Genomic DNA, 24,341 nt, shown 5'->3' with positions numbered 1-24,341 from the left:
GCACCACTCCAGGCGCGCAGCGCGCCATTTCCAGGCGCACGGTGGTCCGCGCGGGGGCGCACGCCGCTTGGGCGGTGCCGGCCATCTCCATCGCGACGGCAGCGCCGGCGCTGGCCGTCTCGGGCCAGGCGACGCTCCAGGGCAGTGCCTTCAAGGTCCAGTGCATGCCCAAGCAGAAGCGCGTTCACGTCCTGGTCGGCCCGATCAAGAACACGGGCTCGAGCAGCACGGGTGGTCCGGTCACCACGGTCGTCTCCGCTCCGGCAGGCTCGGGCACGACCATGGCCCAGCCCTACGACAAGGGCGTGCAGAACAACTGGACCTACGCCGGCAAGAGCGGCGACAGCTACACCTTCGTGTCGCGAACGGGTGCGCTCAAGCCCAACCAGTCGACCGGTGCGCTCGGCTTCATGCTGTCGATCCCCACGCAGTCCTGCCCGACCGGCGCCTACACCTACGTCGCCTCCTCGCCCAACGCCTCGGCGACCTCCGGCTCGACCACGTCCAGCTGATTGTCCGCGTCTCCTGGCGCAGACCGCCTCGACCTCGACGAGGGCGTACCCCTTGGGTATGCCCTCGTCGCGCGTCTGGCTGCTGACCACGACATCCGCGCGCTGGCCATCAAGGGGCCGACCCTGGAGGAGCTGGGTCTGAGGCCTCCGCGCCAGTCGCTGGACGTCGACGTGCTCGTCGAACCCGGACGGTTCGACGACCTGCTCGAGGTGCTCGCAGGCGCCGGGTGGTCACCCCCGGCCGTCTCTGCCACCGGTGGGCACGTGATCCCGCCCCACTCGGTGTCGATGTCGCACCCCGCCTGGCCGCAGGAGATCGACGTTCACCACTACTTCCCCGGGTTCCTCGCCCCGCCGGAGGTGGTCTTCGACGCGTTGTGGCGGGAGCGCGCCACGATGAAGGTCGCCGGCCAGCCAGTGCGGGTCCCGTCGCGGCCCGCAGCCGCCGCCGTGGGGCTCCTCCACCTGCTGCGGGGAGGTGAGCGCCGCGTCGCAGAGCTCGAGGGTCTCCTGGCCCACCTCAGCGCTGCGCTGACCACGCCCGAGCGCCAGCAACTGGCCGTGATCGCCGACGCGACCGGGGCGGCTGGGCCGCTAAGGTCTTCGCTGATGCGTTTAGGGGTGACATCGTCTCGAGCCGCGTCAGCCGACCAGGAAGCTAGTACCGCCTGGGACCTTGTCCGAGACCTCGGCGCGGAGCACACCGTCGGCTGGCTGGTCACGTTCCGGCGGACGCCGCTGCGCTGCTGGCCCGCCCTGCTGTGGCGAGCGCTGTGGCTGACCGAGGGCGAGCTGAGGACGCGCTATCCGGCGGCTCGCCCCGGACGGCTGGGCCTGATTGGCATGTGGGTCGACCGGTGGTGGACCGGGCTCAGGGCTCTCCCGAGGGCGGTCCTGCTCGTCCGGGACCATTGGCACCAATCCGGTCCACATCGCGCTGGCCGAACGGGCGACTGATCGAGGACGACCGCTGGAAGACGCGGCGGGGCCCGTTCTCTAGCCTGATTGGGGACGCTTCGCCCGGTTATGCCTAACCGCGAATGTCCTTTATCGTTGAAAGGTCGTCACGCCGGGGGGCGCGGCGATTCCCATCACGGGGGGAACTTCACATGTCGCACATGGTCGCCGCTCTCAGGCGCCGGCGGGCCACAGTGCTCTTCGCCATCGACGGAGTGCTCTGGACCATCGCTTTTCTCACCTACGGATTCATTCGCTACGTCCTCGAGGGGGCTTCGCTCTCGAGTGCCGCGACGATGGCGCCTTGGGGAATGCTCGTCTTCTTCGCGGTGGTCGCCACCTGCGGCCATCTGGCACTGGGGTCGACGTTCAAGCTCCAGCAGGGCCGCTACCAGATCGGCGCCCTCGAGGAGCTGATGGTCCTGAGCCTCGTCGCCACCACCGTGGGCGGAGCATTGACGGTCGCCAACCTGATCGGCCACCGTCTGGTGCCCGGCACGGTGCCCCCGGTCGCAACGATCCTGGCGTTGCTGATGATGTGCTGGGTGCGCGGCTTCTACCGCAGCGCCGCCGACCTCGACTTCCGTCCGGCTCGCGGTGCGGTCGACGCGGGCGCGCGACGCGTGATCGTCTTCGGCGCCGGCAACGCCGGCCGCCAGCTCATCACCTCGATGCTGCGCGATCCGGCCGCGGCCTGGCGCCCGGTCGCGCTCCTCGACGACGACCAGAGCCTGCGCCACCGTCGCATCCGCGGCGTGCGCGTCCTCGGTGGACGTGAGGCCCTCGCCGACACGGCCCGTCGCCACGAAGCCGATGCGCTCGTGATCGCGATCCCCAGTGCCCGGGCCGACCTGGTGCGTGAGCTCCAGGACCTCGGCCTGGAGGCCGGCGTCGCCGTCAAGGTCCTCCCCGCGACTGCCGAGCTGATGAACGCCGGGCGCGTCGAGATCAGCGACATCCGCGACATCGAGGTGACCGACCTGCTCGGTCGGCACCAGATCGACACCGACATCGAGGCCGTCGCCGGCTACCTCACCGGCAAGCGCGTGCTGGTCACGGGCGCCGGAGGCTCAATCGGTTCGGAGCTCTGCCGTCAGATCGCGAAGTTCGGCCCCGACGAGCTGATCATGCTCGACCGCGACGAGTCGGCCCTGCACGCGGTGCAGCTCTCCATCTATGGCAAGGCGATGCTCGACTCCGACGACGTCGTGCTCGCCGACATCCGCGACTCGCTCTTCATCGACACGCTGTTCGAGCAGCGCAAGCCGCACGTAGTGTTCCACGCGGCCGCGCTCAAGCACCTTCCGATGCTGGAGCAATACCCGGGCGAGGCCATCAAGACCAACGTCTGGGGCACCCTGAGCATCCTCGAGGCGGCCAAGGCCCACGGGGTCGAGCGGTTCGTCAACATCTCCACCGACAAGGCCGCCAACCCGTGCAGCGTGCTCGGCTACTCCAAGCGCCTCGCCGAAGGCCTCACGGCTGCGATCGCTCCGCAGGCCGACGGCACCTACCTTTCGGTCCGCTTCGGCAACGTGCTCGGCAGCCGCGGCTCCGTGCTGACAGCCTTCGCGGCGCAGATCGCCAACGGTGGCCCCGTGACGGTGACCGACCCGTCGGTCACGCGCTACTTCATGACCGTGCAGGAAGCCGTCCAGCTCGTCATCCAGGCCGCCGCGATCGGTCGCGACGGCGAAGCCCTCGTGCTCGACATGGGGGAGCCGGTCTCGATCGATGGCGTCGCCCGCCAGCTCATCGACCTGTCCGGCAAGGACGTCGAGGTCGTCTACACCGGCCTCCGTGAGGGCGAGAAGATGCACGAGGAGCTGTGGGGCGACGGGGAGCCCGACCTTCGCCCCGCCCACCCGCTGGTGTCTCACACACCCGTCCCGGCGTTCGCTCCGACGATCGCGCGTGAGCTCGACCCGTGGGCGTCCAAGCGCGAGGTCATCGCGGAGTTCCGCAAGCACGCAACGAGCCTGAGCGTGCGCATCCCGGGTCAGCGGGCGGCGTCGCCTGCCAGTCAGTCGGTGGGTGCCGGAGCTTGAGTTTCGATGTCTACCTGTCCGCACCCGATGTCGGGGCGCTCGAGGAGGAGTATCTCGTCCGTGCCCTGAGGTCCGGCTGGGCTGCGCCCGCCGGTCCTGATCTGGACTCGTTCGAGCAGGAAATGGCGGAGCGGGTCGGAGTGGGCTACGCCGTCGGCCTCGCCTCTGGGACTGCGGGCCTCCACCTCGTCCTCCGTTCATGGGGAGTTGGGCCGGGTGACGTGGTGGTCGTCCCGACGTTCACCTTCGTCGCCACGGCGAATGCTGTCATCTACACCGGGGCGACCCCCTACTTCGTGGACTGCGAGATGTCCACGGGCAATCTTGACCCCCACCTGCTGGATCAGGCGCTCGACGACCTCGCATCGCAGGGTTCGCGCGTGCCGGTCGTGGTCGCTGTCGACATGCTGGGCAAAGCAGCGGACTACACCCGTCTCCAGGAGGTGTGTGACCGTCACGGCGCGCGCTTGCTGAGCGACGCTGCTGAGTCCCTGGGGGCAAGCCACGCAGACGTGCCCGCGGGCGCTCACGGCGATGTCGCCGTCGTGTCGTTCAACGGCAACAAGGTGATGACAACCTCCGGTGGCGGCATGCTCCTCACCGACGACGCAGCCCTGGCCGCTCATGTGCGCAAGATGGCGACTCAGGCACGCGAGCCTGCAGTGCACTACGAGCACGCGGAGCTCGGCTTCAACTACCGGCTCTCCAATCTGCTCGCAGCCCTCGGTCGCGCGCAGCTGAGCAGACTCGACGCGATGATCGCGCGCCGACGCGGGTGGCGCGACCAATACCGTCAGCTCTTCGCTGGAGCTGAGGGCGTGGAGATCCTAGGGGGGACGGACGACGTGCAGGACAACTGCTGGCTCACGGCCCTCACGGTTGACCCTGAGCAGTCACCCTGGAGCGCGTCAGACCTTGCCTCTGTGCTCACTGACGCCGGCATCGAGTCCCGACCTGTCTGGAAGCCGATGCACCTGCAGCCGCTGTTTGCGGACCACGCCAGCACCCTGTCCGGGGCCGCGGATCGTCTCTTCGCCACGGGCATCACGCTCCCGTCCGGTTCGGGCATGACCGACGACCAGTTCGACGGCGTGGTCGAGGTCATCCAGCGCAAGGTCCTGAGCACATGAGGGGCGCGGCCTACGACCCGCTCAAGCGGGCGATCGACATCGTTGTCGCGACGGTTGGCCTGGCGCTCACCGCTCCACTTCAGGCGATCATCGCCGTCCTTGTCCGCCGCAACCTCGGCTCGCCAGTCCTGTTCCGTCAGCCGCGGCCCGGCAAGGACGAGCAGATCTTCGAGCTCGTGAAGTTCCGGACTATGCGCGACCAGGATCCCGAGCGGGGTCTGGTCACCGACGCCGACCGGATCACGCCGTTCGGCGCCACGCTGCGGTCGACCAGCCTCGACGAGCTGCCCACCCTCTGGAACGTGCTCAAGGGAGACATGAGCCTCGTCGGCCCCAGGCCGCTACTGGTCCAGTACCTGTCCCGTTACAGCGAGTCACAGCGCAGGCGCCACGAGGTCCGTCCGGGCGTCACCGGGTTGGTGCAGGTCAGCGGCCGCAACGCGCTCACGTGGGACCAGAAGTTCAAGATCGACGTCGAGTACGTCGACTCGCGCAGCCTGCGCTTGGACCTTGCGATCGTCGCCCGCACGTTCCTGGTGACTATCACCAGGCGGGGGATCGCTGCCGAGGGTGACGTCACGATGCCCGAGTTCATGGGCGAGGAGGTGGCGCAGTCGTGAAGCGCGTGATGGTGGTCTACGGAACCCGTCCCGAGGCGATCAAGGTCGCTCCCGTCATCGAACGCCTGCGCTCGGCTGAGGGCTTCGAGGTCGTGCCGGTGGTCACGGGCCAGCATCGGGAGATGCTCGACCAGGTCAACGAGCTGTTCGGCATCGTCCCGGCAATCGATCTCGACGTGATGGTCCCTGGTGCGGGCCTGGCCGATCTCTCGAGCCGCGCCCTCAAGGAGGTCGGCTCGGCGATCGCCGACGTCCGGCCCGACGTGGTGATGGTTCAGGGCGACACCTCGACGGCTGCCATGGCAGCCATCGCCTCCTTCTACGGGCAGGTGCCCGTCGTGCACATCGAGGCGGGGCTCCGCACGGGCAACCTGGAGTCCCCGTTCCCGGAGGAGGCGAACCGCCGGTTGATCTCACCGCTGGCCGCGCTCCACCTGGCACCCACTGCGACCTCCAGGGCGAACCTTCTCCGCGAAGCCATCCCGGACGACGCCGTCACGGTGACCGGCAACACGGTGATCGACGCATTGCTCTGGGCCGTCGAGCGGCCGGTGGAGTTCACCGACAAGCGCATCGACGAGATGCGGGGCTCCGGGGACCCCATGGTGCTCGTGACAGCACACCGACGGGAATCCTGGGGACAGCCCATGGCCGATGCTATGAGGGGCCTGCGCAAGGTCGCCGAGTCACGGCCCGACGTCCGGTGGTTGATCCCGATGCACCGCAACCCCGTCGTGCGCGACGTGCTCCAAGCCGAGCTCGGCGACATCGACCAGGTGCTGCTGACCGAGCCTATGTCCTACCACGAGTTCGCCCACGCGATGCGCGCCTCCCACCTGTGCCTGACGGACTCGGGTGGCGTGCAGGAGGAGGCACCGAGCCTTGGCAAGCCCGTACTGGTCATGCGTGACAACACCGAACGTCCAGAAGCCGTCGATGCGGGCACCGTCAAGCTGATCGGAACGGACATGGCTCGGGTGGCCGATGAGCTCGATGCTCTGCTTTCCGACCGAGTCGCCTATCAGTCCATGGCCAATGCGGTGAATCCCTACGGCGACGGTCACGCCGCAGCGCGCTCAGTGGCGGCGGTCGCGCAGCTGCTGGGCGCCGGGCGCCGCCTGGCTGAGTTCATTCCATCGACCAACGGAGGGCACGATGTTTGATCGCGGGATCGCTGTCGTGGGCCTGGGGTACATCGGGCTGCCCACGAGCGCCGCCATCGCAGCGCAGGGGATCAAGGTCACCGGCGTGGACATCAACGCCGACACGGTCGCCGCGATCAATGAGGGACGAGTCCCGATCGTCGAGCCGGATCTCGATGTCGCGGTGGCGGGTGCTGTGGCGCGCGGCAACCTCTCGGCGACGACCCAGATGCCGGAGGCGAGCGCCTACCTGATCGCCGTGCCTACCCCGTTCAAGGACGGTAAGAAGCCCGACCTCGACTACGTGGAGGCTGCGTCGCGAGCAATCGCGCCCATGCTCCGCGGGGGCGAGGTCGTCATCCTCGAGTCCACCAGCCCCCCGGGGACGACCGAGCGGGTGAGCAGGTGGATTGCCGAGCAGCGCACGGACCTCAAGCTGCCGCACGACGCGCCGCACGCGCCTGACGTCCATGTCGCTCACTGTCCTGAGCGTGTCCTGCCGGGTCGCATCATGGTCGAGATCGTGACCAACGACCGTCTGGTCGGAGGCCTGACGCCGGACTGCGCTGCACGCGCGGCCGAGGTCTACCACTTGTTTTGCAAGGGCGAGGTGGTGCTGACCGACGCACCCACTGCCGAGATGGCCAAGCTGGTGGAGAACAGTTTCCGCGACGTCAACATCGCCTTCGCCAACGAATTGGCCACGGTCTGCGAGTCGATGAATCTCGACGTGTGGGAGGTCATCAAGCTGGCCAACAAGCACCCGCGCGTCAACGTGCTCTCCCCCGGTCCCGGTGTCGGCGGGCACTGCATCGCGGTCGACCCGTGGTTCATCGTGGACGCGGCCCCGGAGCACACACGCCTGATCCGCTCCGCCCGGGAGATCAATGACGCGCGGCCGGCCGCCGTGGTCACGCGGATCGCCGGTGCCGCCCCACAGGGCAGCACCGTGGCCTGCCTGGGTCTCGCGTTCAAAGCAAACGTCGATGACCTGCGCGAAAGCCCCGCAATGGATGTGGTGGCGGGACTCGCTGAAGCAAGACCCGACCTGCGGATCCTCGCGGCCGAGCCTCATGTCGAGTCGCTCCCGCGAGATCTCTTGCCGCACGACAGCGTCATCCTGACCGCCGCTACCGATGCCATCCACCGCAGCCAGACTGTCGCGCTGTTGGTCGACCACCAGGTCTTCAAGCGTCTCGATTCTGAGAGTCTGGAGGGCAAGACCGTCATCGACACCAGGGGCCTCTGGCCTCGGCGCGGATGAAAGTCCGAGACGCGTTGCGGGAGGAGTCGAGATGACAGGTTCGCCAAGCGGTTCGATGTGTGCGCGGGTGGCTCGCATGATGGGCGACCTGCGGGCTTTGGGATATTCGGCACCACTGCGCGCCGCCTACGAGGCATCAAAGCGAAGCAATTTCCACCGGCTGCTTTTCCGTGAGATAGATCCCGCATCGGTACCGACCAGCGTGGTGCTGTCGCTGGGAGACCAGGTACCGGAGGGAGTCGCCGCCCGCACGCGCTGCTTGGACGACGCCCGCCAAGTTGTGAATCAAGGAACGCGAGTATTCGGACGCCGGGTACCGACGGGTGCACGCGCTGAATGGGGAACCGACCCGCTGACAGGCGAGGTGTGGCCCGAGACCACGCCGTGGTGGCAGATTGACATCCGCTCCGAAGCTCGACTGTCCGACGTCAAGTACGTTTGGGAAGCTGGACGCCATCGCGACCTTGTAGTGCTCGCTCGCGCGTCCGTGCTGGATCCGGTGGGACCGTGGTTCGACCACATGGTGTTGATGGTGGAGCGCTGGGTACGGGAGTGCCGTCCCGAGCGAGGCATTCATTGGTATTCGAGCCTTGAGCTGGCGCTACGTGCGGTCGCTTGGGCGCAAGTGATTGCTTTGGTTGGGGACCGACTTCATCCTGATCTCCGTGCTCGCATGGACCATCAATTGATGGCTAGTGCCCGCCACATCTTGGTGGAACTGCCGTACACGTTTAGCAGCATGAAAAACAACCACCTTCTCGGCGACGGGCTGGGTCTGGTGGTGCTTGGGTTGATGTTTCCTGAGCGCGGCAAGAATTGGCGCAAGATTGGCGACCGACTGATGTTGATGCAGTTGCGCCGACACATGCGACCCGACGGTTTCATGATTGAAGACTCGCTCTCGTATCACCGATTCGTGCTTGAGATGCTTATAGTGCGCTACCTATTGGGAGGTGCGCCGGATGAGTTACGGTGTGCGATGGAGGCTGCCGGAATAGGCCTGTTGCGGCTTGGCGTTCTCGACGGACCCGTTCCCCAGTTCGGCGACTGGGACGAGGGGCGGATCCTTGTTGATTCAGGCCCCGCGGGTAGCACAGCGGGTAGCGCTTGGGCCTCGCTGGCACTCAGTGGGTTCGACGTGCCACTTTCGACAGCCGACGAGTACGACGAGCTAGCGTGGTACCTCGGCCCGGAACGTGGGCACCGACCCCTGCCGAGCTTGGATGAGGGATGCGTGCAAGCTGGGTACTTCGTCCGCCTCGACGCGGGGGCGCGGCGTCTCTGGTTCAAGATCGGTGGTGGCCCCAGTCATCAGCATGCAGACCTTTCATCGGTGTGGATCCGCGACGGTGAGCGGTGGCTCCTCGAGGACCCTGGCACGGGCACCTACAACGGACCTCTCCACATCCGCAACGGCTTCCGGACGTCCGCTGCCCACACGGTTCGCGTACCGTTGGGTGGCGATCAGTTGCTCCCGCATCGCGCCTTCAGGTGGTTACGTTCGGTGCGAAGCGCCGCATCTAGTGCTGGGCGGGTTGATGACTGTGTCGCTGTGCTGTCGGTACACAACGCCTTTCAAACCGAACACGGTCGTGTTGCTCGTGTCGTGCTCGCGGGACCGGGCGGGGTCACGGTAGTAGACGCCGTGGAAGAGGCTCGGGGCGGCTGGACGATGACCCTGCCGTTAGGGCCTGATGCGTCAGTCGAAGAGTTCTTCGGACTCACCGACTTGGTCTGTCACCGTGGTGAGGAATCACCATGGCTCGGGTGGCGTAGTCCAACTTACGGGCGCTGGGAACGTTCGACTTGGGCGCAGGTATCCGGGCCATCCGAGCATCAGGGGCGCTGGGGGGTAGGGGAAATCTCGAACGTTCAAGTAGATTTTCGTTGGGGCGACTCGTCGGTTCAGGCGCGCCTTTCCGGATCTGGCTCTCCGCTGATGCTGACGGCTGTGGGAGTTTAATCATGCCAGCCTCTTCAGGGAGCCGGCGTGTACTGGTCCTCAACCACTTCGCTGTGTCGCGTGGACAGGCTGGGGGCACCCGGCACGCGGAACTATTCTCCCGTCTGAATGGATGGGAATATCTGATTGTCGCTGCTAATAGGAACTACCAGACCGGCGAGATGGTCTACTCCGAACCCGGCTTCCTTCCTGTGCCAACCGCGAGCTATACCTCAAATGGGATGCGCCGTATCTTGAATTGGGCAAGTTATGCCTGGACTGCATTGTTCGCAGGGTTAAGGCAGCAGCGGGTCGACGTCGTTTACGCGTCATCCCCACATCTCCTTGCAGGTTTAGCAGGATTGATTCTGGCTAGGCTCCGACGGATTCCGTTCGTGCTGGAGGTACGCGACCTCTGGCCCCATATTTTGGTGTATATGGGGCAGATGAGCGCATCCAGTTTGGTGTACCGTGCCCTGACTGCCTTAGAGGAACTGCTCTACGCCCACGCAGATCGAATTGTCGTGATGGCGCCGGGCACCGAGACCGATCTTGTTGCACGCGGAGTCCCGAGGGAAAAGATTGTTTACATACCGAACGCCGCGGATCCAGAGGATTTCGTGCCTACTGCCTCAAGGCAGGACCTGCGTGCACGGTACGAGTTCAAGCGACCCACGGCCGTATACGCAGGTGCTCACGGGCCAGCGAACGGGTTGGACCTCCTCTTGAAAGCTGCCGAGGAGGTTGCGGACTTGGGTATCGACGTTGTTCTGGTGGGCAGTGGCGTAATGAAGAGGAGCTTGCAGAGCGGAGCCATTGAGCGAAATCTAGAGAACGTACGCTTCTTGGATCCGGTGCCAAAGGCGGAGATTGTCGACATACTACATGCGGCTGATCTCGGTCTACACGTACTAGCGGACGTCGAATTGTTCCGGAGTGCGGTGAGTCCCAACAAGTTGTTCGACTACATGGCTGCCGGCTTGCCGGTGATCACAAATTCCCCGGGATTGGTGGGGGACTGGGTCGATCGTGCTGGTTGTGGCTGGTCAGTCGAGCCGGACAAACTCGCAGACGCCTTTCGCTGCTTCGCCGCAGAGAGTGAGGCCGGTCGTGCAGAACGGGGGCGTTCGGGCCAGGTGTGGTTGCGCCGCAACCAATCCCGATCGGCGATGGCCCAGCGCCTATCCGATATGTTTTCGGAGGTAATGCCACATGGCTGAGGTTGTCGTGTGGGGACGTCGTCCCCCCCCGTTGGGTGGTGTTACCCGTTGCGTCCAAGGCCTAAGCGAGGCGCTGGCAGCAGCGGGCGTGGATCACATGGTTGTTGATTGGCGCGAGCGCGCCGCAGTGCGCGCCACGCTCATCGAGCGTAGAGCGCTGCACGTACACAACGTGTCTAATGTCCTGCGACTTTTAGTTGTAGTTGCTGCTCAGGTGCTTAGTGGCGCGCGTACGGTTGTCTTCTTCCACTCGGGGACCCTTCTCGATCAGTTACGCCATCCGCTTCGCCAACGCATCGCAAAGTGGGGATTTCGGTTCGTTGACGGAGTCTGGGCCACGAACGCATCACTAGCAGACGCGATCGGGGACGCCACTGGTGTCACGGTAAAGGTTGTGTCGCCGTACTCCGCGACCCCGACCGCAGTCGAGGGTCGCCGCAGACCGAACTCCGCAGTCTTGTTTGTTGGTAACGGACACGCTCTATATGGCCTGGAAGCAGCTTTAGCAGCGAAGCGCGACGACCGTTTGGTCGAGTGGTCATGGGCCGTCGTCGTCTACGGCGAGGAAAGTTCTTGCGCTGCGGCCCGTGCGCGGGCAGAGCTCGAAGGCTGCAAAGTTTATAGGAACCTCGATGCTCAACAGGTTGCTGCGGTGCTTGGTGAGCACGAAGTATTACTGCGTCCGACGACTGCCGATGGCGATGCGATGATTGTGCGTGAGGCGCTAGATGCTGGCCTCAGGGTCATAGCGACTGATGTCGTGCCGCGGCCAGAGGGAGTCGAGTTGTTCGACGGCACCGTGCCGGGTCTTATCCGTGCGCTCATTACCAGGGGTGAAGTAAGCGACGGGTTAGGGCTGGGCCTTCCCATCTCTCATGAGATCTTGGCCGCGCTCGGACATCGAAGGGTTGTGTCGTGAATGACGACCGGTTTGCGCACAGCCGGCGCCGCGCCGCGCCGATCGGCGACCGAGCTTTCGCATCCCTCGTGTTCGTCTATGCCTCTTTGCTCCCATTCGAGTCGATCTCCGTTTCTGGGATCGGATTAGCTCGGATTCCCGGACTTGTGCTTACAGTCGTCGGGGGAATCATTGCCTTGATTAGGCCAGGAGTTTCATTCACGATCCCTCCCCTGATCTTCGCTCCGGGGATGCTTGCCCTAGCTAGCTATTTTTGGAGCGTCGACCCGTCTGCCACGGTGGAAAAGTCCCTTACCTATGCATCTCTTGGTCTCATTACTGCCCTGCTGATTATGCTCGGAACGCACCGTTCCGTGAAGGCCGCGATTGGAGGCTTGTCGGTTGGAGCGACTTTGGCGGCCTTTCAAGTCTTGCGGGGGTATGAGACGCAAGTATTTCAAATCAACGACGAGATCCGCTCGTCCGCCGCGCACGCCAACGCGAACGACCTCGCGGCGTTGTTTGCCGTCGTTGGTGCACTCGTACTGGGGATAGCGCTAAAGACGCAGCGCAGAACGTCTTACCTCTATTTGGCAGTTGCACTCGTCTGCTTCGGAGCCACGGTGCTCACCGCCTCTCGCACAGCTGTTGCAAGTGTGTTGGTGGCAGTGGTGGTCGGCACCTCGTGGGGAGCAAAGCGCCTCGGGCGCAGATTGCTTACCTTGGCATCGCTTGGCGCATGCGCGTTCTTCGTGCTGTCAGCCGTTGACTTGCGAATTCTAGATCGTTTGCGAGGAACAGGCGATTCGGTGGCGGCGGGCGATTTGAACGCGCGGGTGCCCTTGTGGCGGGCAGGAATCGAGGGATGGCTCGACCGACCTCTTACGGGTTGGGGGTCAGGCTCCTTTCCAGAAATAGCCTTCAGGCATATCGGAGTCCGGGACGCGGCTCACAATACCGGCGTTAGTGTTCTCGCTGAGCTTGGTATCTTTGGCGGGGCTATCCTAGTTGTTCTTATTTTCGCTGGGATGCAGGCAGCCTGGCGCGCCAGCGATCCTGGTTTGCGCCTAGGATTCTTGCTTGCCGAATTGGTCTTGGTCATCAACATGGCGTTGTTGTCGTGGGATCACCGGAAGTTGCCTTGGCTTATCCTGTCACTGGTCCTGCTGGAGCGAAGATTGAACTCGTCCGGGAAGCGCGGAGCTGAGACAGTTGCCGGAGATGTTCATACTGCGGAGTCTGGCTCAGGTCTACCGCGACGCGGTCGAACGGAGCCCTCAGAATGCACGTGATCCATTTGGCTGACTATGGCGGTCCCTACCCTGGCTCTTTCATTCCGTTGTTGCGTGCTGTCGGTGTTGCGGCCGAGCGACGCGGGTGGAGTTTCGAACTCATTTTCACCCCCCTTGCTCGGGGCCGTGAGTGGCTGCGGCTGGTGGAAGACTTTCCCGTGTCGTTCATGGAGCCCAAGGACTTGGATTCGTTTGTGCTGCCGCCGCGACGTCTCCCCACTGTTCTTCATAGCCACTTTAGTGGATTCGACATTGCATGCGCCGCGGCCGCTCGGCGCGTGCCGTCCGTTACAGCGTTCGTGCACAGCCACACCACGCCATCTAGCGCGCTGCGGTCGCAAGTCCGCAATCGTGTACGCTATGGGTTGATGCTTCACGGCATCGCAGCCAATTTTTGCGTTAGTCCCGCGGTCGAGCACGAAATCCGGAGACGGTTCGGCCGACGGACCCAAGTGATGCCTAATGCGGTTGACGTCAGCCGTTTTCCAATCCCTACAGTTGAGCAGCGCAGATTGGCGCGTGAACAACTCGGACTTCCAGAATCTGTGCCCGTTCTTCTGCACTTTGGACGTGATTGGGAAGTCAAGGGAGGCGCGCTGATGCTGCATACCCTTGACTTGCTGCCCGATGCGCACTGCCTAACAGTAGGAACGGACGCTGCGCGGCTCGAGGGGTTCGACGGCCGTTCGAGACTTACAGTGGTCCCTCAAACAGACGATGTCTGGACACTGTACGCGGCCGCCGATGTCTTACTTGGCAGCAGTTCGGCAGAAGGCATGCCGTTTGCTGTGCTCGAAGCGCTGGCTACTGGCCTCCCAGCAGCACTGACTCCGATTGATGGCCATCGCATGCTCGCGGACCAGGCCGCTGGTTGTTTTGTCGCCGAGGCACACGACGGGCCCCGACTCGCTGAGACTGTCATGCGTGCGATGGCTCATGCCCCTCCGCGCGAGGAAGTTCGATCGTGGGTAGCGTCGAAGATGGGTGTTGAGCTTTGGGCCGAGAACCTGCTCGACATCTACGGTCGTAATTGGGCCTCGCTATAATGCCCCGCAATTTTGAGATAGGACAGTTTCGTTGAAGGTTGGACTGCTCGGCCCGTACCCTCTGACGCCTGGGCAGCCTCGGGGAGGCGTCGAAGCCGCGATGGAGATACTTGCCACGGAGATAGTCGATCGGGGTGTCTCCGTGACGGTAATTGACCCGTTTACTGGGTATTCAAATAGTGTTGATTTGCCGCGCGGCCTAGAGGTTCAGCGACTCCCGCGCCTTAGACCGATATGGGCCGGCACTACCCTCATACCCCCCATGGTAAGGCGAGCAATCCGAGACTCACAGGTCGATGTGTTGCACGCCCATCTCGGCATGCAATACGGGCAGGCACATCCGGTCACTGTTTTGACTATTCACGGGTTCCCTCACTTCGAAAGTCAGTTGCGTCACAACGTCGCAGCCGGATACGTGCGGTCGCGCGCTCTGCGAACTGTATTCCGGGCTGGTGTCCAATCCGCTTCTCGAGTCATCGCAATCTCTGACGAAGCGGCTGCAGCCGCCACTCGCGAAGGCGTGACGGTGGTCCGCATTCCGAACCCGATCGCGAATGAGTTTTTTTCCGTCGAGAGGAGACCTGGAAATGACTTTATTTCGGTAGGTAATCTCATCCCTCGGAAGAACCAGCTCACCCTAATTCGAGCCTTTGCTCGATACGTTCAGAATGGTGGGGATGGCGACCTGCTGCTTGTAGGTGGCGAGGTGGACGGAGAGTACGGCGTCCAGTGTCGGCGGGAGGCTTCACAGTGTGCCGAGCGAGTGCACTTCTTGGGAGCGCTGGCCCGCCGGGAGGTAGCGCAGCTGCTGGGTAGCGCGCGGGTGAGTGTGTCTGCTTCGCGGCGCGAGACCTCGTCGATAGCCTTGAGCGAATCGTTCGCGGCAAATTGTCCGGTGGTGTGTTTGGATGCAGGCACCGCCCGGCAACAAGTGTTGACCGATAAGTTCGGCATTGTGTTGCCTCTTCATTCGGGGGTGGATGACCTGGCTGCGGCCTTGGCATCCTGCCCCGCCTCGCCGACGCTCGCGGGCAGCGAGTTGCGGGAAAGTGTTCAGGATCGACGCCCAAGGGCGGTCGCGTTGCAGACGGTCCAAGTTTATGAGCGAGCCGTTGCCAGTTGCACTTGATCTAGGCGATCTGGACACTTAAGGGTGACGCTTTCATGGCGCTGAAGTTGTTGCTTGGCGACGCGATTCGCTTGTCCCGCGTGGCGTGGCGACATCATGGGTCGAGCGTTGGCTGGTCCTTGGTGCAGTCACTCGCTGGTCGTGGTCTCGGGCTGTTGACCTTTTTAATTGTCGCCAGCCACCTCGACCTAACTACGTTGGGTTGGGTTAGTTTGACGCTCAGCTTAATCGGGGTGGCGCAGGCCTCCTGCCTGCAGCCGGTGGTGATCACTTGCATCCGAAGTTCAGAAACTTTGAGTCTGGGCAAGGTACGCAGTGCACTTTTCCGGTTGGCGGTTGGCTCCTATCTCATAGTTCTTTCCGCCAGCCTTATTTTGGTGTTTGTAACGAAACTTTCCGTCCTCTCCTGGATGCTTGGGGTGGCTGGCGTATCACTCGTTAGTGCGCCACTAAGTACAAGCCTTGAGGCGAGTTTGAAGCGCGAACTTCGGATCGCGGACTTTTCGAGAGTTGCCACGGCGGCTGGCGTAATTGGAGCGCTCATTACCGTCGGGATTGCAGCATGTGGGCTGCCGGAACTGTCCCTGTTGCTGCAATCGGCGTGGACAAACGCACTGACGGCCTTAGGATTGTATCTGCACATCCGCAGGCATCCTCTGCGACTACGCGGAGGGACCGCCGATTTCCCATGGCCGGATTACTGGAACCTCGCGCGCGGCTCGCTTACATGGGGATTCAGCCTTCGCCTTGATCAGTTGTTCATCGGCGCACTGCTTGGTCCTGCCGCGGTGGGGGCCTACAGCATTGCATACCGCTTGGTCTATGCCGTTGTAGATGTTTGCGCTTCGGCTCTCGGCCCGGTGCTGCTAGCAAACTTCGCCCGCCTTGAGAGAGTCCAAGTGGGCGCTTCGCACTCACGGGCGCAAGGTCTCGCTGTGCTCGGTGCGGGTACTGGCGTCACCACGGTTGGTGTCGTGAGTCTGCCACTCGCCGAGCAGCTCAATATCGATCATCCACACAACGTCGCGATTGTGGTCAACTGCCTAATCCCGTTCGGCATAGCGGCGGTGCTAAGCGCCACCGGCATCGCTGCACTCAATGCCATCGGGGATAGCAAGTCGATCCGTTCGCTTTACGTGCAACGTCTGCTTGCGGGCTGCCTGTTCATCCCTTGCGCCGCCCTTGCCGCTGGAACGCCCGGCGTCGCCTTGGGTGTTCTACTCGCTGAGACCGCGCCTTGGTGGTGGCGCGCCCAAGAGATGGGTCGAGCTACGTCCAGTCCTCCGCTGGGATTCCTTCGTCACGACGTGCGACTGCTTGTGGCCGCCTGCGTTCCGGCCATGTTGATTAGCTTCATAGCACTCCAGTTGTTCAGCCAGTGAATGAGCGGCTACGAGGTGACGTACGCGTTTCGCACCCCTATGAGGCAGCGAGGGAGGCCCACGACGGGCGGCATTCCGAGCGAGCGACCGACGAACCCGCAAGAGAGCACTATCTTCTTTGAATCACGACGATTTAGTCGGCGAGGAGCCTGGCTGGTGCGTGAAGGACTCGTGAGTGACAGTCGCCGGCGGCGGGCTAGCAGTCTTGGGCGCGACCGGAAGCCCGGAGTCACCACTTACGCACAGCGTCGTTTGCAGCGCTGCCAGAATCTCCTCGCTCCGGGTCCAGGAGGCGGCCGAGAGGTGCAACGACGCGTCCTCCGGTGGGGACATCGTGGATGACCACCGCATTGGCACCAATTTCGACGTTGTCACCAATCTGCACCTGTCCAAGTATTTTGGCGCCTTGCCATAGATTGACATTATCTCCGATCACTGGCGCCATTGGTCTACCGGCGCGGGGTTCCCCTCGCCCCCCTACCAGGACGCCCGGACATATAATGCAATTCTTCCCAATGATGGCTTGACTGTGTATTACAACGCCGCTGCCGCCATAACCGAGAGTCGTACCTGCGCCGATGTCGGCGCTTGCGGGCACCCACGCCCCAGTAGCAAGGCGACCCAGCACTGTGAGCATTTTGGCCAGCGACTTGAACCCGCGGAGGTGGAGCCACCGCGCGAGACGGTAGAAGACTAGGGCTCTGTGCACCTCGCCACTCTAGGTCTGCAACACGGCATCGGTCGACTCCTGCTGTGAGTTCTGGATGGCGCGGCTAGAGAACAGACTCGTGACCGCGCGTCCTCATCTGGGGCCCTAACATTTTGGTCGACGGAGTCGTATAACTTGGGTCGATAGGACTCAATCCGTGGCGTTTATCATGCCCGCGCCTACGGTCACTCCAGACGCTTCATCAATGAGGATGAAGGAGCCCGTCGTCCTGTTCTTGCTGTAGGGATCGCATAGCAGCGGAACCGTAGTGCGCAGTTGGACGCGGCCGATCTCGTTGAGCCCGAGCTCCTTGGTCTCCTGGTCTCGGTGCAACGTGTTGACGTCGAGTCGGTACTGGATGTCCTTGACCAAGGCACGCCCGGCGCGCGTCGTGTGCTTGATCGCGAGCTTCTGACGGATGCGCATGGGATCAGGGACCATCCAGCAAATCATCGCGTCAATGTCCTGGCTGACCTTCGGAGCGTTCTTGACTCGGCAGATCATGTCGCCGCGCGAGACGTCGACGTCGTCCTCAAGTCGGACGGTGACCGACATCGGCGGGTAGGCCTCGTAGATCTCCTTGTCGAAGAGGTCGATGCCCTTGATCTTGCTGGTCATGCCTGAGGGCAGCACGAGCACCTCGTCGCCAACCTTCATCACGCCGCCGGCAACGCGACCGGCATACCCGCGGTAGTCGTGGTGGGCGTCGGACTTGGGGCGAATGACGTACTGCACCGGGAAGCGGGTGTCGATCATGTCCCGGTCGGAGGCGACGTGGACGTGCTCGAGGTGGTGCATGAGCGTGGGGCCCGAGTACCACGGCATGTGCTCGCTGCGGGTCACCACGTTGTCGCCCTTGAGCGCCGAGATGGGGATGACCTCGAGGTCAGGGATCGACAGCTTGGTGGCGAACTGCGTGAACTCGGCGTGGATCTTCTCGTAGACCTCCTCGCTGTAGTCGACGAGGTCCATCTTGTTGACCGCGAGCACAAGGTGGGGCACCCGGAGCAGCGACAGGATCACCGCGTGGCGGCGTGACTGCTCGGTCATCCCGTTGCGGGCGTCGACGAGCACGAGGCCAAGGTCGGCCGTCGAGGCGCCGGTGACCATGTTGCGGGTGTACTGCACGTGCCCGGGGGTGTCGGCGATGATGAACTTGCGCGCGGGCGTCGCGAAGTAGCGGTAGGCCACGTCGATGGTGATGCCCTGCTCGCGCTCGGACCGCAAGCCGTCGGTGAACAGCGACAGGTCGTCGTAGTCGTAGCCGCGCGACTGGCTGGTCGCGTGGACCGCCTCGAGCTGGTCCTCGAAGATCGACTTGGAGTCGAGCAGCAGTCGCCCGATCAGGGTGGACTTGCCGTCGTCGACGGACCCGGCGGTGGCGAACCGCAGCAGGTCCATCTGCTTCATGACCTCGGTGGTCTCCGACATCAGAAGTACCCCTCCTTCTTGCGGTCCTCCATGGCGGACTCCGAGAATCGGTCGTCGCCGCGAGTGGCGCCGCGCTCCGTCACGCGGGCGATGGCGACCTCTTCGATGATCTTCTCGATCGTGTCGGCGTCCGACTCGAGGCAGCCGGTGAGGGTCAGGTCCCCGACCGTGCGGAATCGGACCTGGCGCTCGCTGACCTCCTCGCCCTTCCTGAGCGGGTTGTACTCCGACTCGCTGAGCAGCATGCCGTCGCGCTCGAAGACGCGACGCTGGTGGCTGAAGTAGATCGAGGGGATCTCGATCTCCTCGCGGCCGATGTAGGTCCAGATGTCGAGCTCGGTCCAGTTGGACAGCGGGAAGACGCGCATGTGCTCGCCCTCGTGCAGCCGGCCGTTGTAGAGCGACCACAGCTCGGGGCGCTGGTTCTTGGGGTCCCACTGGCCGAACTCGTCACGGTGGGAGTAGACGCGCTCCTTGGCCCGCGCCTTCTCCTCGTCGCGGCGGCCACCACCGAAGGCAGCGGTGAACTGGCCCTCTTCGAGGGCGTTGAGCAGGGTGCCGATCTGGAGGCGGTTGCGCGGGGTCTTGCCGTCGTCGACGACGATCCCGTCCTTGATGGCCTGCTCGACGCTGGCCACGATCAACTTCACCCCGAGCCGGCCGCACCAGTTGTCCCGGGTCTGGAGGACCTCGGGGAAGTCGTAGCCGGTGTCCACCTGGAGGACCGGGAACGGGATCTTGGCCGGGTAGAAGGCCTTCTCCGCCAGCCGCATCATCACGATGGAGTCCTTGCCGCCAGAGAACATCAGCACCGGCTTCTCGAACTCGGCCGCGACCTCGCGGAAGATGTGGATCGACTCAGCCTCCAGCTCGTCGAGCTGGCTCAGCCGGTAGTCGCTGTGGGTGTCGGTCATGGAGGGAGGAATCCTTCGTCAGGGAACCTGCGTCATGCTAGCCGTTGGGGTCGGGGGCGCTCGGAGGCGGCCAATACATACCCGGCGAGTCGACAATCAGGCGTGAGCCGTCTGTGATTTTGCCCAGGAGGTGCCGGTGCAGATCGTCGTGATCGGCGGGAGTGGAGCCGGCCGGGAGATGCTCGACGTGGTCGAGGCAATCAACAGGTCCGGCCAGCAGGAGATCGACGTCCTAGGTGTCCTCGATGACGGCTCGCCTGACGCGGGCAAGCTTGCGGCGTACGGGCTGGAGCACCTGGGTCCAGTGGCTCGCCTCGAGTCCATGCCCGCCGAGGTCGGCTATGCGATCGGTATCGGCTCTCCCCGGGCTAGGGCCCGCATCGACGCGCTGGCAGCCGGACGGCCCTGCCCGGTGCTCGTCCACCCGACCGCCGTGCTGGCCCGGGAGGTAACGCTCGGCCCGGGCACAATGGTCGCCGCTCACGCGACCTTCATGAATCACGTCGTGACGGGGCGGCACGTCCATGTCAGCGTCGGGTGTTCCATCGGCCACGACGTTCACCTCGACGACTACGTGGAGGTCTCCCCGACGACTGCGTTGTCGGGCTTCGTCACGGCTGGCCGCGCAGCCTTCTTCGGCACCGGCGCGAAGGTGAACCCGGGGCTGGCGGTCGGAGCGGGCGCCGTGGTCGGCAGCGGGGCTGTGGTTATTCGCGACGTCGCGCCCCAGGTCACGGTCGGGGGCGTGCCAGCACGTCCGCTGACGTAGGACTCACGTCCCGAGCGACTTGTCCATTCGGTCATATCAGCTCCAGCAGGTTGAGGTATCGCGAAAGCTCGGCATATGGTGACTTTGCTCGGTCTGTCGTTCGCACTGCAGGGGAACAGCCGAGCGACCGAAGTGGGGGAAGTTTGATGCGCACTCAAATTGCGCTGCGTTCGGCCGTTCTCGGACTCGTCGGCATCGCGCTTGTCGGTAATGGCGTCGCCGTCGCGTCCGAAGCCACGCAGGTGGCGACGAGCACGGACGCGACGTCGGCCAACGCGTTCGATCAGTACGGCACGAGCCAGACCATCACCTTTGTGGTGAAGAACACCGCGGACGCCAACACGCGGCCGACGGGCACGGTCAACGTCAAGCGCTACCCCACCGGTGGTTCGCCGACTGGAACAGGTACGGATGTCTCCCTTGGTCCGGTTTCCGGGCACCCGAACTGGTCGAGTGCTAGCTACACCTTCGTGAACGATGCCGTCGGAAGTTACTCCGTGCTGGGTCAGTACGCCGGCAACTCCACTTTTGGGTCCTCCAGCGACACGTTCTCTGTCACGGTCTTCCGCCGCAACACCAGCACGTCTGCGTCGGCGGCAACCCCCTATCAGTCGGCGAACTTCTCCGCCGTTGTGACTTCCGTGGCCGGGGCCGACAACACCAACGCACCCAACCCGCAGTCCGGCACCGTCACGTTCAGCCTCGCCGGTCCCGATGCGCGCACCGGAAGCAAGGCTCTCAGTGGCAGCAACTCGGTCACCCTGGACATGACCGATCTGACCCTGGCTGGGGACTACACGCTGACCACGAACTTCGCCCAGACGAGCTCATATGCGGCTTCATCTGGAACGACGTCCTTCAGCATCGGCACCGCTACCAAGTTCACGGACTTCGCTCTGAAGTCGAACGGGCAGTTGAGTGCCAAGTTCGTCACGGACGATGGGAATGCCACCCTGCTGGGCGGACGGAACGTCACCCTCAAGGCCACCAGCGGTGGCACGACGTACTCGTGCACCGCGACGACTGGGTCCTCTGGCAGCAACACCGGCGTGGCGTCGTGCACGGTGGCAGGGAGCTACGTGAAGAGCACGAGCTACTCGGTTGCTGGCACGTACGTGGCAGTGGGCCTCAACTACAAGGGCACAACGACCTCGGGCTCAGCAATCGCAAGCTAATGCAGTTGTCGCATTGAGCAGGCGTCGCTGGCGACGCCAGACACGAGTACGGCGGGCCCTCGGGCTCGCCGTACTCGTGTGCGTGCTTGCTATCGCCTTCACGGCTTGGCAGGCGTCGCGGGCTCGATCGGCCTTGGTTGCCGTCGAGCAGCACCTCACCTCCATGAACGCGGCTGTGTCGCGAGCAGACACAACGGCCGCGCAGAAAGAGCTTGGGTTGGGCGCCGCGGCGGCACGGTCTGCGTATCGCAACACCCGTGGCCCCGTGTGGTGGGTCGGGTCCCACCTGCCTGTCCTCGGTGATGACATCGCCGCGGTGCGAACGGTCGCCGTGGTATCGCGTGACCTCACCGCCTCCACGTTGCCGCAGCTCGTCAAGGCCGGCTCCACCTTGAGCGGGACGCTTCTCAAGCCGAGCGGCGGCAAGGTTCCGCTGGCTCCGATCCGAAGGATCGCGCCATCCCTAGCCGAGGGTGGTGAGGAGCTCGAAGCACAGGCGAACCAGGTCAGTGACATCGAGACCGGCGGCCTCCTTCCCCAGATCAGGGGCCCCGTGAGTGGGTTGAAGGAGAAGCTCGTTCGCGCGTCCACAGTCGTCACGGAGTCGGCGGCGGTGACTCGGCTGCTGCCCGACATGCTTGGCGAACGAGCGCCCCGAACCTACTTCCTCGTGTTTCAGAACAACGCCGAGATCAAGTCCCTCGGCGGATTGGGCGGCGCGTTCGCCATCGTCGAGGCAGATGACGGACGCATCAAGTTGACGCGGACCTCGCGGCCCGCCGAAGTTGGGGAGTTCGGGCGACCCGTGCTCAAGCCGTCGCCAGGGCAACTGGCCGTGCTCGGGATGAAGCCGTTCACCCAGAGTCAGAATGCCTTGAGCGATCCTGACTTCCCTCGCGGGGCGCGAGTGCTTGCCGAAATGTGGCGACGCAGTCAGGGGCAGCAGATCGACGGGGTCGTCGCGGTAGATCCGGTGGCGCTGGCTTACCTTTTGCGAGCCACCGGGCCGGTGACGGTCGGGGGGCGCACGCTCACCGAACAGAACGCTGTCGACACCTTGCTTCGTGACGTCTACCTCCAGGTCCCGACAGATCAAGCGCAGAACGCCTTCTTTGCCGAACTTGTGCGACAGCTGTTCGGCCGTCTCTCCACAGGCAAGTTCGACGCCACCCAGCTGGCCCAGGCACTCAGCAGAGGCGTTGAGGAGCGCCGCGTGCTGGCGTTCTCGCAGATCCCGCGCGAACAGAAACAGCTCGCCGCGACGGAAATCGGAGGGGTCCTTCCGACCAGCGATGAGCGTAGACCAGAGGTTGGGGTCTACCTGAACGACGCGGGCTTCGACAAGCTCACCTACTACCTGAACTACCGCACCGACGTCACGGCCGACCGTTGTTATCTCGGCGCCCAGCGCCTGACGGTGCGAACCGTGCTGAGTTCGAAGGTTCCCCCTGGACCGCTGACACCGTTCGTCGTCGGTCCTGGATCGGAGGGGCTCCCGCTCGGGGACATGCGTATCACGGTCTACGCATACGGTCCGGTGGACGGTCGGGTCGACGCGCTCCGAGTGGACGGCAAGGCGCGCCCGGTCAACTCGATGACTGACGCCGGGCGACCGGTCGGCTCGGTGACCGTGGACATCCCCAGAGGTGGCAAACACGTCATCGAGTACACGATGTACTCCGCGCGCGGGCAGAGCGGGCGGGCCCACCTGCTGACCACGCCGGGGGCGAAGACCGACGGGGTCGGCACCATCGGGCCGTCGGCCTGCTGACCGGGTCCGGATAACGTCTCGTCGTGGCTGAACCATTCCGTCTGCTCTCCGTCTGCATCGGCAACGTCTGCCGATCACCCGTGGCGGAGCGGCTCCTCCAGCTCCGGCTTGCGGAGTTCGGGGCCGCCTCCCAATGCTTCTCCGTCGCCTCGGCCGGCACCCGTGCCCTCGTCGGCCACGCGATGACGGACGAGTCTCTGGTCCAGCTCGGCGAGCGTGGCGGGTCGGCGCATGGCTTCGTGGCGCGACGGCTCGACGAGAGCATGGTGCGGGCCGCGGACCTGGTGCTCACCGCGACGACCGCGGTCCGGCGTACTGCCTTGGAGGAGGCGCCGGGCGCGCTTCGGCGTACGTTCACCTGGCGCGAGCTCGCTGCGCTGGTCGACGGGCGCACCGCAGGTTCTGCAGCCGCTCTGGTTGCCGACGCCGCTGCCAGGCGGGGGGAGGTCGCTGGCCTCGATCTCGACACCGAGGACCCGATGGGGCAGCCGGCGGAGGTCTACGCCAGAGTCGCCGCCGAGATCGACGAGGCGGTCACGGTGATCGCCCGCGCGCTCGCCGCCTCCCAGGCACCCTAGAGTCAGGCGGATGGAGGAGCGATGACCGACAGCACCACGACGACGCGTGAGATGGAGTCGTGCGAGCGGCCCTGGGGGTCGTGGCACGTGCTCGACGTGGGCGCCGGCTACAAGGTCAAGCGCATCCACGTGGCGCCGGGGCAGCGGCTGTCCTACCAGCTGCACGCGCACCGGTCGGAGCACTGGGTCGTGCTCTACGGCGTCGCGACCTGCATCATCGACGACGTCACCCAGGTCATCGGCCCTGGTCACTCCATCGACGTGGCGCTCGGCGCCAAGCACCGGCTGGTCAACAACGGCAGCGAGGACCTGGTGATCATCGAGGTCCAGCGCGGGGGTTACACCGGCGAGGACGACATCGTGCGGCTGGACGACGACTATGGGCGGCACGCCGACGAGGAGTGATCTCGAC

The 24,341-nt window shown here is 64.4% G+C and carries 21 protein-coding genes; 18 read left to right on the top strand and 3 right to left on the bottom strand.

All coding sequences use genetic code 11. The features are described 5' to 3' along the window. Positions 1–74 precede the first annotated feature (74 nt). The 13 genes from J2S63_RS07775 to J2S63_RS07715 all read left to right on the top strand — a co-directional run bounded on the left by J2S63_RS07775 (position 75) and on the right by J2S63_RS07715 (position 16,582). Complete coding sequence (locus tag J2S63_RS07775; protein ID WP_310300841.1) at positions 75–512, top strand: hypothetical protein; 438 nt, start codon at positions 75–77, stop codon at positions 510–512. Continuing rightward, positions 513–1,469, top strand: coding sequence for a nucleotidyltransferase family protein (locus J2S63_RS07770; RefSeq protein ID WP_310300838.1), 957 nt, complete (start codon positions 513–515; stop codon positions 1,467–1,469). Between the two features lie 311 nt (positions 1,470–1,780). Then, entirely contained in the window at positions 1,781–3,517 is a 1,737-nt protein-coding gene (locus J2S63_RS07765; protein ID WP_310300835.1) for a polysaccharide biosynthesis protein, read from the top strand. Continuing rightward, positions 3,514–4,647, top strand: coding sequence for a DegT/DnrJ/EryC1/StrS family aminotransferase (locus tag J2S63_RS07760; protein ID WP_310300832.1), 1,134 nt, complete (start codon positions 3,514–3,516; stop codon positions 4,645–4,647). The genes J2S63_RS07765 and J2S63_RS07760 overlap by 4 nt, the downstream gene beginning before the upstream one ends. Beyond that, positions 4,644–5,267 (top strand): sugar transferase, encoded by a 624-nt coding sequence (locus tag J2S63_RS07755; RefSeq protein WP_310300829.1) that lies wholly within the window; start codon positions 4,644–4,646, stop codon positions 5,265–5,267. Before J2S63_RS07760 ends, J2S63_RS07755 begins: the two co-directional genes overlap by 4 nt. After that, positions 5,264–6,430 (top strand): non-hydrolyzing UDP-N-acetylglucosamine 2-epimerase, encoded by a 1,167-nt coding sequence (gene wecB, locus J2S63_RS07750; RefSeq protein ID WP_310300826.1) that lies wholly within the window; start codon positions 5,264–5,266, stop codon positions 6,428–6,430. Before J2S63_RS07755 ends, wecB begins: the two co-directional genes overlap by 4 nt. Continuing rightward, positions 6,423–7,673, top strand: a complete 1,251-nt coding sequence (gene wecC / locus J2S63_RS07745; RefSeq protein ID WP_310300824.1) for a UDP-N-acetyl-D-mannosamine dehydrogenase — start codon at positions 6,423–6,425, stop codon at positions 7,671–7,673. Before wecB ends, wecC begins: the two co-directional genes overlap by 8 nt. 76 nt (positions 7,674–7,749) lie before the next feature. Further along, a complete protein-coding gene (locus tag J2S63_RS07740; protein ID WP_310300821.1) occupies positions 7,750–9,636 on the top strand; it encodes a heparinase II/III domain-containing protein in 1,887 nt (628 codons plus the stop codon). A 2-nt stretch (positions 9,637–9,638) separates the two neighbouring features. Then, positions 9,639–10,835 (top strand): glycosyltransferase family 4 protein, encoded by a 1,197-nt coding sequence (locus J2S63_RS07735; protein ID WP_310300819.1) that lies wholly within the window; start codon positions 9,639–9,641, stop codon positions 10,833–10,835. Positions 10,836–11,750: 915 nt separating this feature from the next. Continuing rightward, entirely contained in the window at positions 11,751–13,025 is a 1,275-nt protein-coding gene (locus J2S63_RS07730) for an O-antigen ligase family protein (RefSeq protein ID WP_310300816.1), read from the top strand. Next, complete coding sequence (locus J2S63_RS07725; RefSeq protein WP_310300813.1) at positions 13,016–14,071, top strand: glycosyltransferase family 4 protein; 1,056 nt, start codon at positions 13,016–13,018, stop codon at positions 14,069–14,071. Before J2S63_RS07730 ends, J2S63_RS07725 begins: the two co-directional genes overlap by 10 nt. 31 nt (positions 14,072–14,102) lie before the next feature. Next, positions 14,103–15,200: a glycosyltransferase family 4 protein gene (locus J2S63_RS07720; protein WP_310300810.1), complete on the top strand. Its 1,098-nt coding sequence runs from the start codon at positions 14,103–14,105 to the stop codon at positions 15,198–15,200. Positions 15,201–15,235: 35 nt separating this feature from the next. Then, positions 15,236–16,582: an oligosaccharide flippase family protein gene (locus J2S63_RS07715; protein ID WP_310300806.1), complete on the top strand. Its 1,347-nt coding sequence runs from the start codon at positions 15,236–15,238 to the stop codon at positions 16,580–16,582. A 229-nt stretch (positions 16,583–16,811) separates the two neighbouring features. On the opposite strand, the gene J2S63_RS21275 is transcribed toward J2S63_RS07715, so the two are convergent. The 3 genes from J2S63_RS21275 to cysD all read right to left on the bottom strand — a co-directional run bounded on the left by J2S63_RS21275 (position 16,812) and on the right by cysD (position 19,636). After that, positions 16,812–17,027 (bottom strand): LbetaH domain-containing protein, encoded by a 216-nt coding sequence (locus tag J2S63_RS21275; protein WP_374725110.1) that lies wholly within the window; start codon positions 17,025–17,027, stop codon positions 16,812–16,814. A 414-nt stretch (positions 17,028–17,441) separates the two neighbouring features. Further along, positions 17,442–18,722 carry a sulfate adenylyltransferase subunit 1 gene (locus tag J2S63_RS07710; protein ID WP_310300803.1) on the bottom strand — a complete coding sequence of 427 codons (1,281 nt, stop codon included), beginning with the start codon at positions 18,720–18,722 and terminating at the stop codon, positions 17,442–17,444. Continuing rightward, on the bottom strand, positions 18,722–19,636 hold the full coding sequence (gene cysD, locus J2S63_RS07705; protein WP_310300800.1) for a sulfate adenylyltransferase subunit CysD: 915 nt from the start codon (positions 19,634–19,636) through the stop codon (positions 18,722–18,724). The genes J2S63_RS07710 and cysD overlap by 1 nt, the downstream gene beginning before the upstream one ends. A gap of 136 nt (positions 19,637–19,772) precedes the next feature. On the opposite strand from cysD, the gene J2S63_RS07700 reads away from it, so the two are divergent. The 5 genes from J2S63_RS07700 to J2S63_RS07680 all read left to right on the top strand — a co-directional run bounded on the left by J2S63_RS07700 (position 19,773) and on the right by J2S63_RS07680 (position 24,334). Continuing rightward, positions 19,773–20,405, top strand: coding sequence for a PglD-related sugar-binding protein (locus J2S63_RS07700; protein WP_310300798.1), 633 nt, complete (start codon positions 19,773–19,775; stop codon positions 20,403–20,405). Between the two features lie 146 nt (positions 20,406–20,551). Next, positions 20,552–21,580 carry a hypothetical protein gene (locus J2S63_RS07695; protein ID WP_310300796.1) on the top strand — a complete coding sequence of 343 codons (1,029 nt, stop codon included), beginning with the start codon at positions 20,552–20,554 and terminating at the stop codon, positions 21,578–21,580. An 82-nt stretch (positions 21,581–21,662) separates the two neighbouring features. After that, complete coding sequence (locus tag J2S63_RS07690) at positions 21,663–23,351, top strand: DUF4012 domain-containing protein (RefSeq protein ID WP_310300793.1); 1,689 nt, start codon at positions 21,663–21,665, stop codon at positions 23,349–23,351. 23 nt (positions 23,352–23,374) lie between these two features. Continuing rightward, positions 23,375–23,929 carry an arsenate reductase/protein-tyrosine-phosphatase family protein gene (locus J2S63_RS07685; RefSeq protein WP_310300791.1) on the top strand — a complete coding sequence of 185 codons (555 nt, stop codon included), beginning with the start codon at positions 23,375–23,377 and terminating at the stop codon, positions 23,927–23,929. A gap of 21 nt (positions 23,930–23,950) precedes the next feature. Continuing rightward, the gene (locus tag J2S63_RS07680; protein WP_310300789.1) at positions 23,951–24,334 is read left to right on the top strand and encodes a phosphomannose isomerase type II C-terminal cupin domain; all 384 of its coding nucleotides are present in this window, start codon (positions 23,951–23,953) and stop codon (positions 24,332–24,334) included. The last annotated feature ends 7 nt before the right edge of the window (positions 24,335–24,341 follow it).

Origin of the sequence: Nocardioides marmoribigeumensis, assembly GCF_031458325.1 — a bacterium.
GTDB classification, from domain to species: Bacteria; Actinomycetota; Actinomycetes; order Propionibacteriales; family Nocardioidaceae; genus Marmoricola_A; species Marmoricola_A marmoribigeumensis.
The sequence above is the reverse complement of the archived record's forward strand: the minus strand, read 5'-3'. Positions and strand labels throughout refer to the sequence as shown.